Source organism: Paraburkholderia sp. RL17-347-BIC-D (genome assembly GCF_046027915.1).
GTDB lineage: Bacteria > Pseudomonadota > Gammaproteobacteria > Burkholderiales > Burkholderiaceae > Paraburkholderia.
Window position 1 is genome coordinate 36,590 of the sequence record NZ_JARESS010000035.1, and the last position, 14,474, is coordinate 51,063.

Genomic DNA, 14,474 nt, shown 5'->3' on the forward strand with positions numbered 1-14,474 from the left:
GGATCCCGCGATGGGCCCGGATCAGGGCAGACGCAACCTGCGTGCCAAGCTGCCGGCCGCGTCATCTGGAAACCGCCGCGCGCCGCACCGGGTGGCGCGCAGCGCCTTACTTCGATGCCAGGATATAAATGAAAATTGCCGATCCGCTGGCAGTAACTGCAACGGACCGGCAAGCATTACTTCAATTCGCGGGCGGATGAGCGGAGCGTCGGTCAAACTGCCAGCCGGACGACCGATCGGGCCATCCAGCCCGCGCGGCTCATCAGCCGAGATCGACTGGCACGAAGATCTGCGCGTTGTCGCGCTGGATCAGCAACGCGATGCTGTTGCCGGCACTGGCGATCACCTGCTTCAGTTGATCGACGCTCGAAATGGGCCGGCCGTTGACCGCGAGAATCACGTCGCCCGGCTGGATGCCGGCGCTTTCCGCCGCGCCGCCCGATTGCTGCACCAGCAGACCGTGCGAGACCGACGCGCCGCTCTTCTCTTCCGGCGTCAGCGGCCGCACCGCCACGCCGAGCCGGCCTTGCATCTGGGCCGGCTGATCGGCCTTGTCCGAGGCGACCTTCGCATCCGACAACGAGCCGATGGTTACCTTCAGGTCCTTGGTGGCCTTGTCGCGCCAGACCTGCACGGTCGCCGAAGTGCCCGGCGCCAGACCCGCGACCTGCGACGGCAGATCGGACGAGTCGCCGACCGGTTCGCCGTTCACCGACAGGATCACGTCGCCCGGCTGCAAACCGCCCTTGGCCGCCGGGCCGCCCGGATCGACCGAGCTGACCAGCGCGCCTTGCGGCTTCTGCATGCCGAACGAATTGGCGAGCGTCTGATTCATGCCCTGCACCGCCACGCCGAGACGGCCGCGGCTCACGTGACCGGTCTTGACGATGTCGTCCTTGACCTTGATCGCCTCATTGATCGGGATGGCGAACGAAAGGCCCTGGAAACCGCCCGTCTGCGAATAGATCATCGAATTGATACCGATCACTTCGCCTTGCAGATTGAAGAGCGGTCCACCCGAATTGCCAGGGTTCACCGGTACGTCGGTCTGAATGAACGGCGTGTAGTTTTCGTTAGGCAGCGAGCGCGACTTCGCGCTGATGATGCCCGAGGTCACCGTGTTGTCGAAACCGTAAGGCGAGCCGATCGCGACGACCCACTGGCCGACCTTGCTCTGACGCGGATCGCCGATCTTCACGGTCGGCAGATTGCTTGCGTCGATCTTCAGCACGGCAACGTCGGACTGCTTGTCGGCGCCGACCACCTTCGCGCGGAATTCGCGCTTGTCGGTCAGCTTCACGGTGACGACGTTGGCGCCGTCCACCACGTGCGCATTGGTCAGGATGTAACCGTCATTGCTGACGATGAATCCCGAGCCCAGGCTCGCGCTCGGCTGATCGGGCGCATCGCCGCCGTCGCCGCCGCCTTGCATGCCCGGCATGCCGCCGAAGAAGTGCTTGTAGAACTGGTAGAACGGATCGCTCGGATCGATCGGCAACTGATTGCCGCCGCCGTTGCCATTGCCGGGATTGCCGCGCAGCGCCGTCTGCTTGACGACGTGCTTCGCGCTGATGTTCACCACGGCCGGACCGTAGGTTTCGACGAGGCCCGAGAAATCGGGAATGCCGGTTTTGGCGGCGGCTTCAGCGGGCATCATCGCGGCCTGCGCCGGCGAGATCACCTGCGGCGCGGGCACGTCGCGATGCCCCGCCACATAGCCGGCGGAAAGCGCTACAGCGACGGCTACGGCAACAGCGCTGCGGGACAAGGTTTTCGCGTTCATCGTGTACTCCTGACTGGGAGAAAGAGACTTTGGATGTCTCGAAGCGTACGTGGCATCGCTTAAAAGAGTCTTAAGCAGCGACAGATCGCTTTCATCCTGATTTTGAGGCCTGTTTAAGCCTCGTTTAAGCCTCTTTACGAACAGAACCCGTTGCCTTCAGAAACGCACGGTGACCTGCAAGCCACCTGCGGGTGATTCGTCGAGCGACACGGCAGCATGATGCTGCACGGCGATGCGGCGCACGATCGCCAGACCCAGACCGCTGCCCGCCACGTCGGTACGCACGCGATTCGCGCCGGCACCCGCGCGATAGAAACGGTCGAACACGCGATCGCGTTCGGCCGGCTCGATCCCCGGTCCGCTGTCGGCGATCCGCACGACCGGGTGGCCCTCTTCGACATGCAGGCCGACATCCACGCGTCCCCCGCGTGGCGTGTATTTGGTCGCGTTATCCACCAGATTGTTGAACATCACGCGCAGCGCGTCGGCATCGCCGATCACGGTGGCGGATTCGGTCGCCTCGATGCCGAGATCGACGCCGCGATTCAGCGCAAGCGGCGCGTAAGCCACCACGCACTCCTGCAGCAGCGCGCGCAGATCGATCGCGTTGGTGGCGGCGAGGCCGTCCGGTTCGGAACGCGCGAGCGCCAACAGTTGTTCGGCAAGACGCGTGGCGCGCGTCACGCCGGCTTGCAGATCGGCGAGCGCTTCGCTGCGGCCGGCGTCGTCCTTCGCGCGCGCCACCAGTTGCGCCTGAATCTGCACGGCGGCGAGCGGCGTACGCAATTCATGCGCGGCGTCGGCGACAAATGCTTTCTGGATATCGAGCGCGGTCGCGAGTCTTTCGAGCAGACCGTTCAGCGCGCGTACGAGCGGCTGCACTTCGAGCGGCAGACGCTGGTCCGGCAACGGATCGAGCGCCTCGGGGTGACGCGCGTCGAGCGCGCTGGTCACGCGCCGCAATGGCCTGAGTCCGCGTCCGATAACCACCCACACTGCGAGTCCCAGCAACGGCAGCAGCACGATCAACGGCCACAGCGTACGCAGCGCGACATTTGCTGCGAGCCGGTTGCGCACGGAAACCGGCTGCGCCAGCTGCACCACGTTATCGCCGACGATCGCGCCATACACGCGCCACTCGCCGCGCTCCGTGTGCTCGGTCGAAAAGCCGAGTTCGGCGCGCGGCGCGAGCGGCGCACGCGGACGCGAGTAGTACATCAGCACGCCGTTGCGATTCCAGATCTGCAGCACGATGCCTTCGTCGCCGGTGTCGCGCGAACCGAGCACTTGCGAGAACGGTTCCGACGGCAGCGCGGCGGCGATCTGCTCCAACTGGTAATCGAAGAGTTCGTTGGCTTCGGCAAGCGCTTGCCGGTAGATGAGCCAACCCGCGATGCCGACGCCGAGCAGCACCAGCGCCAGCAGCCAGACCAGCAATTGACGGCGAATCGAACGCATCGGCTCAGGCGTCCTTCGCGATCATGTAGCCCAGACCGCGCACGTTGCGGATCAGGTCCGCGCCGAGTTTCTTGCGCAGCGCGTGAATGTAGACCTCGACGGTATTGCTGCCGATCTCCTCGCCCCAGCCGTACATTTTTTCTTCGAGCTGGCTCTTCGAGAGCACGGCGCCAGGCCGCGCGAGCAACGCCTCGAGCAGCGCGAATTCACGCGCCGACAACGCGACCGGCGCGCCGTCGAGCGTCACCTGATGTGACGCGGGATCGAGCGTCAGGTTGCCGTGGCGGATGGTCGAATCGCTGCGCCCCGACTGACGCCGGATCAGTGCGCGCATGCGGGCGCCGAGTTCGTCGAGATCGAAAGGTTTGACCAGGTAATCGTCGGCGCCGGCGTCGAGGCCTTTGACGCGATCCGCCACGGCGTCGCGCGCGGTCACGATCAGCACCGGCAGCGCATGGCCGCGCGCGCGCAGCGTGCGCAGCACGTCGAGACCGTCGCGTTTGGGCAGGCCCAGGTCGAGCAGCACGAGATCGTAAGGCTGGCTGCCCGCCGCGCTGAGCGCGGCTTCCCCGTCTTCCACCCAGTCGACCGCGAAGCCTTCGCCGCGCAGTGCCTTGCGCACGCCTTCGGCGATCATCCGGTCGTCTTCGACTAGCAAGATGCGCATGGTTATCCGTTCCGAATCGTTCGATGATGCCGCATTCTAGCGCCCGCCCCCGCCATGCGCGCCGCGTGGCGCATTTTCCACCGCAGCCTGGCGGCAACTCTCTACAATGGGCGCTTTGCTTCGCGCGGCCGGTATTTTTGTCCGCGCGCCAACGCGATCCTTCGGCGCCGCCGGGATTGCCGCGTGCCCCACGCCCTGACATTTTGCTTTTTCGCCCGTCCATGACGCACGCTTTTCTGTCTTCTCTCGCACGCCGCTTCAACACTGTCGCCCTACGTCCGCGCTCCGCTTCTGCTTTGACTGCTTCTGCTTTGACCGCTTCTGCTTTGACCGCTTCTGCTTTGACCGCTTCTGCTTTGACCGCTTCCACTTCTTCCACCACTCGTCTGCCGCGCCGGTTCGCGCCGCGCGCGAGCGCCTGGCTGCTCGCTTGCGCCGCGCTCGGCTGCGGCGCGTCGCTGCCGCTTGCCGCGCAGGCTCGCGTCAAGGCCACGCGTCCGAGCGTCAACGTCACCACTGTCTTGCCGCAATCGGTGATGGTCGGCTTGCAGCGCGCGCACGTGCCCTTGTCGTCGATCAGCGTGGTCGTGGAGAAAGTCGGCGACCGCACGCCGATCCTCGCACTGAACGCGGGCAAGCCGATGATGCCCGCCTCGACGATGAAACTCGTCACCACCTACTCGGGCCTGTCGATACTCGGCCCCGACTACCGCTGGCGCACGAGCGCCTACGCGGACGGCACCATCGACGCCAACGGCGTGCTGCATGGCAATCTCTACATTCAAGGCACGGGCGATCCGAAGCTCGTGCCGGAAGAACTGATCGACCTCGTGCAGAAGATCCACAAGGCGGGCATCAGCGGCATCGACGGCGCGCTGGTGCTCGACAAGCGCTACTTCGATTCGTCCACGCGCGACCTCCCGCCGTTCGACGACGACGCCACCGCGCCGTACAACGTCGGCCCCGATCCGCTGCTGTACGCGTTCAAATCGCTGTCGTTCACGCTGACACCGTCGCCGGACGGCAGCGTCGCGATCGATGTGTTGCCCGCGCTTGCGCAATTGCAGATCGACAACCAGATGCATGCGGTGAACGGCCCGTGCCGCGGCGACGCGGCCTCGGTGTCGCCGACCGTCACGCCGCAGCCGAACGGCACCGTCGTGGCCTCGTTCAACGGCGACTATTCGATGCGCTGCGGCCCGCGCACGATCAACGTCGCGGTGCTCGATCACTCGGCGTTTTTCGCGGGCGGTTTTCTCGCGCTGTGGCAGCAAACCGGCGGGACGTTCAGCGGCGCGACGCGCGAAGGCGCCGTGCCCGTCGGCGCCAAACTGGTGGCGACGCACCAGGGGCCGATGCTGTCCGACATCGTTCGCGACATCAACAAGTTCAGCAACAACACGATGGCGCGCAACCTGTTCCTGACGATCGGCGCAGCCGAGGAAAAAGGGCCCGCGACGACCGCCAAATCAGCGCGTGCAATCCAGGCGTTTCTGCGCCGCGACAGCATCGACATGGAGTATCTGACGCTCGACAATGGCTCGGGCCTCTCACGCGACGAGCACGTCACCGCGCTCGCGCTCGCCGATCTGCTGCAGCGGGCCAACGCAAGTCCGGTCGCGCAAGTGTTCGTGGAGTCGCTGCCGATCGCGGGCGTCGATGGCACCATGCGCAACCGCTTGACCAACCAGGGCGCGGGAGGCAATGCGCATATCAAGACCGGCACCTTGCGCGATGTGCGGGCAATCGCGGGCTATGTGGCGTCGGCTGACGGTAACAGTTACGTGGTCGTCAGCCTGATCAACGATCCGCATTCGGAAGCCGCGCGCGCCGCGCACGATGCGCTGCTCGAATGGGTGTATCAGGGGCCATCGCAGGGCTTCACCAAGGTTTCCGATCCGGTCGTCGAACCGCGCAGCAGCAAGCCCAGGAAAAACCCGCACAAGCGTGGCGCTCACTGAGTGTTCCTTCTAGCGAAGCCGCGCGCGGCAACGTCCTAAGCGTGTACGCTGTCGGGCAGTGTTTGAGACGCGCGTAAAACGCTGGACGTGGCGCCGGGGCCGTGCATCGGTTACGGTCCCGCTCGAACAATAACGACAACACCCGCTGCGCACAGCGCGGCGGCCAGGGACCACGGAGGAAGACACAATGCAATTCGATGCCGAATTGCTGCTGCTCGCCATGGCGCCAGTCTTTCTCGCATGCATCGGCTGGGAGGCGTGGCACCTGCGGCGCACGCAGCCGGGCGCGCAACTCTATAGCTGGCGCGACACGCTCTGCAACGCCGCGCTCGCACTGATGCAGCAAGCCGCCGACAAGCTCGCGTGGCTCGCCATCATCCCTGTCTACGCGTTTTTCTACGATCACTATCGCGTCTACACGTGGCAGGCGAGCTGGGTCTCGTTCGTCGTGCTGTTTGTCGCTCAGGATCTGCTCTACTACGTGTTCCATCGTTGCAGCCATCGCGTGCGCTGGCTGTGGGCCGCGCATGTCGTGCATCACTCGTCGGAGCGCATGAATTTTTCGACCGCGTTCCGCCAGAGCCTGATGTATCCGATCGCGGGCATGTGGCTCTTCTGGACGCCGCTTGCCGTGCTCGGTTTTCCGCCGACGCAGATTGTCGCGATCGTGCTGATCAATCTCGGCTTTCAGTTTTTCGTGCATACGCAAGCCATCGGCAAACTCGGCTGGCTCGAATACGTGGTCAACACACCGTCGATCCATCGCGTGCATCACGCGCGCAACGATCGCTATATCGACCGCAACTATGCCGGCGTGCTGGTGATCTGGGATCGCCTGTTCGGCAGCTACGTCGACGAAGATCCGCGCGATGCGCCGGTCTACGGCATCGTCGAGCCGCTTCACACTTACAACCCGCTGAAGGCGACGTTTCACGAATGGGCGTCGATGGCCGTCGACTTCGCGAGCGTGCGCGGCTGGCACGACAAGCTGCGCGCATTGTTCGCGCCGCCCGCATGGGCTGCGGATTATCACGCGCGGCGCGCCGCCGGTTCATCGGTATCGCGCGTGGATTCAAGTGAAAATTCAGGCGAGGCAACTCGCGTGAAGCAAGACCATACGGCCGCGTTTCAAACACCACGCAGGCCGTAGAAGATTCTGTAAGCTGTCGTCACGCCGCTCAAGCGGTGGGCGCTGCCTGCAACACATGGCATAAGGGCCACACATACGAGGAGATGTAGTCAACATGAAGCAAACAGGATCGAGGAAACAACATTGGCTGCGCGTGACGCAGATCGCCATGGCCAGCACGGCGTTCGCCCTGCTCGCGGCTTGCGGCGGGGGTAGCGACAACAACAATGCGAGCAGCACGCCTGCGGGCGGCGTCAAATTGCAGGTCGTGTCGTTCGGCGACAGCTTGTCGGATGTCGGCACGTACGCGCCGGTGATTCAGGGGAGCTTCGGCGGCGGCCGCTTCACGACGAACCCGGGTGAAGTGTGGACCCAGAAGGTCGCTGAGTACTACGGCGACACGTTGACCGCAGCGTACCTCGGCGGCTTCGGCAAGCCGCTGGTCGCAACGGGTGGCTTGGGCTATGCGCAAGGCGGCTCGGACGTCGTCAATGCTCAAGGCCAAGGTTGGGCGCCCAACAACATGGCCGCGACGACCGTGCCGGTGGTGACACAGGTGGCCAACTACCTGGGCGCGCACACGAGCTTCAACGCTAACCAGCTCGTGCTGATCAACGGCGGTGCGAACGACATCTTCCAGTTCGCGGGGACCACCGCCAATCTGACGGCGCTCGGCGCCGCGCTACAGACGCAATATCCGCTGCTCGTGCAGGCCGGCAAACTGCCGAACTCGCAGGCAGGCCAGGTGGCGTTCATCGTCGGCTACCTGCAGCAGTTGGCCAACCCGCAGATCGCGCAGGCCGCCACCCAGCTCGCCGCGCAAGTCCAGAAAATCGTCAACTCGGGCGCGACTCACGTGGTGGTGTCGACGGTGCCGGACATCGGCAATACGCCGCTCGGCGTTGCAGCCAACGTGAGCACGCCTGGCACGGCTGCACTGCTGTCAGGGATTACCGCGGCGTATAACTACCTGCTGGTCCAGAACCTGACGGCACTCGGTCTGGTGGGTACGGGCAAGGTCATCGTGGCCGATGCGTTCACGTGGATTGATCAGCAGTTGCCGAACTACCAGGCGCTGGGCTTCACGGTATCCAACACCGGCACGGCTTGTAACCTGACGTCGATGCAGAACAACGCAACTGCGTACGCTACAGCTAATCCGAGCGCGACGAATGGGCTGACGCCGGCTCAGTATGGCGCGCAGTTCGGCTCGTCGCTGTTCTGCTCGCCGCAGACTTATACGGTGGCTGGTGCTGACCAGACTTATATGTTTGCGGATACGGTTCATCCGAGCACGCATCTACACGCGTTGTTCGCGCAGTATGTGCAGCAGCAGATCGCAGCGACTGGGTTGGGGAAGTAAATTGAGGAGGGCCGCGCTGCGGGTGGGGGTTTGCGGCGTGGCCTTTTCTTGATCTGGGATTTTGGCCTTTCCTTGATTTGTTATTGGTCTATTAGCGTCACCCCTGTGCGGGGCGGCACTTACTTTCTTTGCTTGCCGCAAAGAAAGTAAGCAAAGAAAGCGGCTTCACACCGCCAGCTCATAAGCGGATCCCTCGCACAGTCATGGTAGTGGCACATCTGGAATCCGTCGTGTCGCACTTTCCACCCAAGTGACAAGGCAGTCATTCTTCCGGCGGCGCTGCGCGCGCCGATGGACACTTCATAAACCGTCTGCTGGTTTTTGCTCTCGCGTATTGCCCGGCGGCAGGGACTGTCATTGCGCCCGCTGCGATTTCGTCACACCGGACTCGCGCAGAGTTGGGATTTGCCTATGAGCGCACTACCGACTCGGCGAAGCGAAGCCGTTCGTCCCGCGACGCAAAGCGAAGCCTTGTTTTCCCATGCATACCCATCCGCGACGCACGTAGTGCGGAGTGGGAGCTGATGAGCGCATTGTCAGTCACGGTGAATATGCGAGAACACGGATTCCAGATGCACCACTACCGCGACTGCGCGAGAGACCCGCTTAAGAATTAGCGGTTTGGGCCGCTTTCTTTGCTTACTTTCTTTGCGGCAAGCAAAGAAAGTAAGTGCCGCCCCGCACAGGGGCAACGCTAATAGACCAATAACAAATCAAGGAAAGGCCAACACCGCAAGCAACCAGACAAAAAGCGCCCGACGAGCAAAAACCCCAACCCATCACCCTTGCGCTTCAAAAGCAGCCGCAGCGCGCCCTAACCGATCATTAACAGCGATCCACTCAATCGTATCCGGCAGCTTCTCAATCAGAATCCGCGTGACATTCGCGCGATCGAGAGCCCTCAGCAAGCCATACAGTTCACGCGCATAGACATGCGGATCTTCAGGTGCAGCAATGAAATGCACGCCTTCAGCATCGGCCCAATGCCCAGCACGCGACGCGCGCGCCACCAACGCCACGCGCTCATCCTCTTGCCGCGCGGCAAGCAAAGCCTCCAGCGCGACGAACGGCAATAGCGCCAACGGCGTGCGCGGCGCGTAGTGCGCCTTCAGCGTGCCGGAAGCCCGCGGCGCGGTCGCATCCGAGCCGTCCGGCAGGCGCGGCGCCTCGCCAAGCACGTCGGCGATATCTTGCGGGGTCACACGCCCCGGCCTCAACAGCGCCGGAAAGCCGCGCGACAAATCCAGAATGGTCGATTCGATACCGACGTCCGACGCGCCGCCGTCCAGCACATGAATCGCGTCGCCGAACTCGTCGCGCACATGTTGCGCCGTCGTCGGGCTCACATGTCCGAACCGATTCGCCGACGGCGCCGCCACGCCGCCATGCCCGTTGCGCAATGCGCTGAACGCCTCGAGCAATGCTTGCGCGACAGGATGCGACGGGCAGCGCAGCCCCACTGAATCCTGCCCGCCGCTAACTGCCGCAGGAATGCGCGCGGCGCGCTTGAGGATCAGCGTGAGCGGCCCCGGCCAAAACGCGTCGATCAATCGCTGCGCCTCCGCGGGCAAATGCTCGACCCAGTAGTTCGGATCGCCTTGCGGCGCGAGATGCACGATCACCGGATGATTCGCCGGCCTGCCCTTCGCCGCGTAAATGCGCGCAACCGCGTCGGGACTCTCGGCGTCGCCGCCGAGACCGTACACCGTCTCCGTAGGAAACGCGACCAGGCCTCCCGCGTCGAGCAGCGCCGCCGCGTGTTCGATCTGCACGGCGCTCACAGGCAATGCGCCCTCGGCGGCTTTCTGTTGATCCGGCATGGCGCTTGTGTCAGCTCGTGAGGATGTGCAGCAGCCGCGCGCAATCACGTCCGGCCGTGCGGGCTTCTTCGAGCGTGGCCGCCGTGAAGTTCACGTGACCCATCTTGCGGCCGCAGCGCGCCTCTTCCTTGCCATACAGATGCAGGCGCGCTGCCGGCATAGCGGCGACTTCGTGCCACGGCGGCGTGACGGCCGCGCGCTTCGGGCCGTCCGGAAACCACACGTCGCCGAGAATGTTCAGCATGACGGCCGGTGAATGCTGGCGCGTGTCGCCGAGCGGCATGCCGGTCATGGCGCGCACCTGCTGCTCGAACTGGCTGGTCGCGCAGGCGTCGACCGTGTAGTGGCCGGAATTGTGCGGGCGCGGCGCCATTTCATTGGCCACCAGCGAACCATCTTCGAGAATGAAGAACTCGACGCACAGCACGCCCACATAACCGAGCTTGTCGGCGATTTGCAGCGCGGCCTGTTGCGCCTGCTGGACCAACGTGGGACTCGCGTCGGGTGCCGGGACGATGGTGTGCGACAGCACGCCGTCGCGATGCGTGTTCTGCGCGAGCGGATAGACCACCGACGCGCCGCTCGCCGCCCGCGCGATCAGCGCGGACACTTCGAACTTCAATGGCAAACGCTTTTCCAGCACGCACGGCACGCCGCCGAGCGACGCATGCGCCTCACGTACTTCCTCCGCGTTGCGCACGCGAATCTGGCCTTTGCCGTCGTAGCCCATGCGGGCAGTCTTGAGAATGCCCGGCAGCACGGCTTCGAGCTTCGTGTCGTCGAGCGCGGCCAGCGCATCCGACGATTCGATCACCACGTGAGGCGCAACCGTCACGCCCGATGACGCGATGAAGCGTTTCTCGGCAATGCGGTCCTGGGCCACGGCGACGCAGCGCCCAGCCGGACTCACGAAGGTAGTCCGCGCGAGGAAGTCGAGGCTCGCGGCCGGCACGTTCTCGAATTCGGTCGACACCGCCGCGCACAGCCGCGCGAGTTCGGTCAGCGACGTTTCGTCGTCGTAGGCCGCGCGCAAATGGCGGTCGGCAACGGCGCCCGCCGGACTGTTTTCGTCCGGATCGAGCACGGCGACGCGGTAGCCCATGGCCTGAGCGGCGAAACAGAACATGCGGCCGAGCTGGCCGCCACCGACCATGCCAAGCCATGCGCCGGGCAGAATCGGTGAAACCGGTGTGTTGTCTGGGTTCATCTTAGTGGTCGGTCGCGGCCGGGTGCTGTGTGCAATGCGTGCGTGCAATGCGATGGCAGGCACCCGGCCGGGGGTCGGACAGGGGGACGTCTTCAAGCAATCAGTCTGTGCGCTTACAGCGCCGGCAACACCATGGCGTGGGCCGCTTCGTTCTGGCGCACGCGGAACGCAGCCAGTTTCTCCGCATACTCGTCGCTCGTGCCGCTCAACAACGACACCGCGAACAGCGCCGCGTTCGCCGCGCCTGCTTCGCCGATCGCAAACGTGGCGACCGGCACGCCCTTGGGCATCTGCACGATCGAATGCAACGAATCGACGCCCTTCAGGTACTTGCTTGCCACCGGCACGCCGAGCACCGGCACCGTGGTCTTGGCGGCCAGCATGCCCGGCAGATGCGCCGCGCCGCCCGCGCCGGCGATGATCGCGCGAATGCCACGCTCACGCGCGCTTTCAGCATAGGCGAACATTTCGTCGGGCATGCGGTGCGCGGACACGACCTTCGCTTCGTAGGGCACGCCGAACTCCTGCAGAATGGCCACGGCGTTCTTCATGACTTCCCAGTCGGAACTGGAGCCCATCAGCACACCGATAACCGGCGCGCCATGCGTATGGGCGGTTTGTGCTTCACTCATCTTACGGCTTCCTTGTTTCTTGAGAGCGCCCCAGAACCTGTCCCTTCGCGCCCGGCCCCGAACGGGTGACCCGCAAAGGGGACTTACTGCGCGGCGGAAAATTTGCGGGCGGCCCCGCGCTTTCTCACGCGGAGCAGATCCAACCGGTGCGCGTAATCAGGCGAGCTTATGTCCGGTCAGGCGTTCGAGCGCTTCCTGGTACTTCTCGCCCGTCTTCGTGACAACGTCGTCCGGCAACTTCGGCGCCGGCGGCTCTTTCTTCCACGGCTGGGTTTCGAGCCAGTCGCGCACGAACTGCTTGTCGAACGACGGCGGATTGGTGCCGACCTGATACTGGTCGGCCGGCCAGAAGCGCGACGAATCCGCGGTCAGCGCCTCGTCCATCAGATACAGCTTGCCGTGGTTGTCCAGACCGAATTCGAACTTCGTATCCGCGATGATGATGCCGCGCGTGGCCGCGTAATCAGCGGCTTCCTTGTACAGCTTGATCGAGATGTCGCGGATCGTAGCCGACAGTTCGGTGCCGATGCGGCGCTCCATCTCGTTGTAGGTGATGTTTTCGTCGTGATGGCCCATTTCGGCCTTGGCTGCCGGCGTGAAGATCGGCTCGGGCAGCTTCTGCGCGTTCTGCAAACCCGGCGGCAATTCCACGCCGCACACCGAACCGGTTGCCTGGTAGTCTTTCCAGCCGCTGCCGGCCAGATAGCCGCGCACCACGGCTTCGACGAGAATCGGCTCGAGGCGCGTCACGACGACCGCGCGGCCCTTGACCTGCTCGACTTCGTCCGCCGCCACCACGGATTCGGGCGCGACGCCCGTGAGGTGGTTCGGCACCACGTGCTTGAGTTTCTCGAACCAGAAGTTCGCCATTTCATTGAGCACGCGTCCCTTATTCGGAATCGGCTCGCCCATGATGACGTCGAACGCCGACAGACGGTCGGTCGTGACGATCAGCAACTGGTCGTTGCCCACCGCATAGTTGTCGCGGACTTTACCGCGGCCGAGCAGCGGCAGCGAGCGGAGCGTGGATTCGTAGAGGGTAGACATCGTCGTGGTTCGCTAAAAGTGAGGCAAAAAGTGTGACCGGAACAAAAGGGAAACGCCGTTCCCCGGATGATGCGGGAACGGCGATCGAACGACAACCTGGCCAAACGGCCAGGTGCAGTGCATGTTGATAGCTTAGCGGACGACTTGCGCGAGCTCGCCCGATTTGTACTTCTCCGCGATTTTATCAAGCGTGACCGGCTTGATCTTGCCGGCCTGGCCTTCGCAGCCGAATTGCATGTAGCGCTCGACACAGATCTTCATCGCCGCTTCGCGCGCCGGCTTCAGGTAATCGCGCGGATCGAACTTACCCGGGTTGGTCGCCATATAGCGGCGGATCGCACCGGTGATCGCCAGACGCAGGTCGGTGTCGATATTGACCTTGCGCACGCCGTTCTTGATACCTTCCTGGATTTCCTCGACCGGCACGCCGTAAGTTTCCTTCATGTCGCCGCCGAATTCGCGGATTTCAGCCAGCAGTTCCTGCGGCACCGACGACGAACCGTGCATCACCAGGTGCGTGTTCGGAATGCGCTGGTGGATTTCCTTGATGCGCTGGATCGACAGAATGTCGCCCGTGGGCTTCTTGCTGAACTTGTAGGCGCCGTGCGACGTACCGATCGCGATGGCCAGCGCGTCGCACTGGGTCAGCTTGACGAAGTCGGCAGCCTGCTCCGGATCGGTCAACAGCTGCTCGCGCGTCATCGTGCCTTCCGCGCCGTGACCGTCTTCCTTGTCGCCCTTCATGGTTTCCAGCGAACCGAGCACGCCCAGTTCCGCTTCCACCGTGATGCCGATCGAGTGCGCCGCTTCCACGACCTTGCGCGACACGTCCACGTTGTACTCGTACGAAGCGACCGTCTTGCCGTCGGCTTCGAGCGAACCGTCCATCATCACGCTGGTGAAACCGCTGCGGATTGCCGCCATGCAGACCGCCGGCGACTGCCCGTGGTCCTGGTGCATCACGACCGGAATATGCGGATACGACTCGACCGCGGCTTCGATCAGGTGGCGCAGGAACGCTTCGCCCGCGTACTTACGCGCGCCGGCCGACGCTTGCATGATAACCGGGGCGTTGACCTTGTCGGCCGCCGCCATGATTGCCTGCACTTGCTCCAGATTGTTCACGTTGAATGCCGGAAGGCCGTAGCCGTTTTCAGCGGCATGGTCCAGCAGTTGACGCATTGATACGAGAGGCATGCTGTAACTCCATAGATTGAAACGAATTCTTGTGCCGTCGGCATCTTTTGGGCGATTTTATCGCGAAGCAAGCTGCATACCCGTTCACACATTCTCTAAAGCGCGGCGCGGTCCTTGCCGCTGCAACGCGCGATTTGAGCCTGTGCGCCGCCTCTCGCGGAGCATGCCAGCCTGCTTCGCCCAATCAGACCCGTGCCGATCGAGCAGTCT

11 protein-coding genes are annotated in these 14,474 nt (G+C 63.9%); 3 read left to right on the top strand and 8 right to left on the bottom strand.

Translation table 11 applies throughout. The features are described 5' to 3' along the window. Positions 1 to 262 precede the first annotated feature (262 nt). The 3 genes from P0D96_RS33620 to P0D96_RS33630 form a co-directional block, all read right to left on the bottom strand. Complete coding sequence (locus P0D96_RS33620; protein ID WP_132373266.1) at positions 263 to 1,783, bottom strand: DegQ family serine endoprotease; 1,521 nt, start codon at positions 1,781 to 1,783, stop codon at positions 263 to 265. A gap of 156 nt (positions 1,784 to 1,939) precedes the next feature. Then, positions 1,940 to 3,241 carry an ATP-binding protein gene (locus tag P0D96_RS33625; protein WP_408182301.1) on the bottom strand — a complete coding sequence of 434 codons (1,302 nt, stop codon included), beginning with the start codon at positions 3,239 to 3,241 and terminating at the stop codon, positions 1,940 to 1,942. A gap of 4 nt (positions 3,242 to 3,245) precedes the next feature. Continuing rightward, entirely contained in the window at positions 3,246 to 3,908 is a 663-nt protein-coding gene (locus tag P0D96_RS33630) for a response regulator (RefSeq protein ID WP_132373262.1), read from the bottom strand. A gap of 221 nt (positions 3,909 to 4,129) precedes the next feature. Between P0D96_RS33630 and dacB the strand changes: the two genes are divergently transcribed. The 3 genes from dacB to P0D96_RS33645 all read left to right on the top strand — a co-directional run bounded on the left by dacB (position 4,130) and on the right by P0D96_RS33645 (position 8,361). Next, positions 4,130 to 5,869, top strand: coding sequence for a D-alanyl-D-alanine carboxypeptidase/D-alanyl-D-alanine endopeptidase (dacB, locus tag P0D96_RS33635; RefSeq protein ID WP_408317908.1), 1,740 nt, complete (start codon positions 4,130 to 4,132; stop codon positions 5,867 to 5,869). Positions 5,870 to 6,056: 187 nt separating this feature from the next. Continuing rightward, on the top strand, positions 6,057 to 7,019 hold the full coding sequence (locus P0D96_RS33640) for a sterol desaturase family protein (protein WP_408182305.1): 963 nt from the start codon (positions 6,057 to 6,059) through the stop codon (positions 7,017 to 7,019). A 94-nt stretch (positions 7,020 to 7,113) separates the two neighbouring features. After that, a complete protein-coding gene (locus P0D96_RS33645; protein ID WP_408317911.1) occupies positions 7,114 to 8,361 on the top strand; it encodes an SGNH/GDSL hydrolase family protein in 1,248 nt (415 codons plus the stop codon). A gap of 779 nt (positions 8,362 to 9,140) precedes the next feature. Here P0D96_RS33645 and P0D96_RS33650 read toward each other — a convergent pair. The 5 genes from P0D96_RS33650 to fba all read right to left on the bottom strand — a co-directional run bounded on the left by P0D96_RS33650 (position 9,141) and on the right by fba (position 14,264). Beyond that, positions 9,141 to 10,181 (bottom strand): L-threonylcarbamoyladenylate synthase, encoded by a 1,041-nt coding sequence (locus tag P0D96_RS33650; protein WP_408181861.1) that lies wholly within the window; start codon positions 10,179 to 10,181, stop codon positions 9,141 to 9,143. Between the two features lie 10 nt (positions 10,182 to 10,191). After that, positions 10,192 to 11,388: a 5-(carboxyamino)imidazole ribonucleotide synthase gene (locus P0D96_RS33655; RefSeq protein WP_408181859.1), complete on the bottom strand. Its 1,197-nt coding sequence runs from the start codon at positions 11,386 to 11,388 to the stop codon at positions 10,192 to 10,194. A gap of 113 nt (positions 11,389 to 11,501) precedes the next feature. Next, positions 11,502 to 12,020, bottom strand: coding sequence for a 5-(carboxyamino)imidazole ribonucleotide mutase (gene purE / locus P0D96_RS33660; RefSeq protein ID WP_132373250.1), 519 nt, complete (start codon positions 12,018 to 12,020; stop codon positions 11,502 to 11,504). Positions 12,021 to 12,176: 156 nt separating this feature from the next. Further along, positions 12,177 to 13,067 (bottom strand): phosphoribosylaminoimidazolesuccinocarboxamide synthase, encoded by an 891-nt coding sequence (locus tag P0D96_RS33665; RefSeq protein WP_408287686.1) that lies wholly within the window; start codon positions 13,065 to 13,067, stop codon positions 12,177 to 12,179. Between the two features lie 132 nt (positions 13,068 to 13,199). Next, positions 13,200 to 14,264, bottom strand: coding sequence for a class II fructose-bisphosphate aldolase (gene fba / locus P0D96_RS33670; protein WP_132373248.1), 1,065 nt, complete (start codon positions 14,262 to 14,264; stop codon positions 13,200 to 13,202). Positions 14,265 to 14,474: the final 210 nt, after the last annotated feature.

Excerpts from the sequence above, each read along its gene's own strand:
- P0D96_RS33620 (WP_132373266.1), bottom strand. The coding sequence starts at position 1,783 with ATGAACGCGAAAACCTTGTCCCGCAGCGCTGTTGCCGTAGCCGTCGCT.
- P0D96_RS33625 (WP_408182301.1), bottom strand. The coding sequence starts at position 3,241 with ATGCGTTCGATTCGCCGTCAATTGCTGGTCTGGCTGCTGGCGCTGGTG.
- P0D96_RS33630 (WP_132373262.1), bottom strand. The coding sequence starts at position 3,908 with ATGCGCATCTTGCTAGTCGAAGACGACCGGATGATCGCCGAAGGCGTG.
- dacB (WP_408317908.1), top strand. The coding sequence starts at position 4,130 with ATGACGCACGCTTTTCTGTCTTCTCTCGCACGCCGCTTCAACACTGTC.
- P0D96_RS33640 (WP_408182305.1), top strand. The coding sequence starts at position 6,057 with ATGCAATTCGATGCCGAATTGCTGCTGCTCGCCATGGCGCCAGTCTTT.
- P0D96_RS33645 (WP_408317911.1), top strand. The coding sequence starts at position 7,114 with ATGAAGCAAACAGGATCGAGGAAACAACATTGGCTGCGCGTGACGCAG.
- P0D96_RS33650 (WP_408181861.1), bottom strand. The coding sequence starts at position 10,181 with ATGCCGGATCAACAGAAAGCCGCCGAGGGCGCATTGCCTGTGAGCGCC.
- P0D96_RS33655 (WP_408181859.1), bottom strand. The coding sequence starts at position 11,388 with ATGAACCCAGACAACACACCGGTTTCACCGATTCTGCCCGGCGCATGG.
- purE (WP_132373250.1), bottom strand. The coding sequence starts at position 12,020 with ATGAGTGAAGCACAAACCGCCCATACGCATGGCGCGCCGGTTATCGGT.
- P0D96_RS33665 (WP_408287686.1), bottom strand. The coding sequence starts at position 13,067 with ATGTCTACCCTCTACGAATCCACGCTCCGCTCGCTGCCGCTGCTCGGC.
- fba (WP_132373248.1), bottom strand. The coding sequence starts at position 14,264 with ATGCCTCTCGTATCAATGCGTCAACTGCTGGACCATGCCGCTGAAAAC.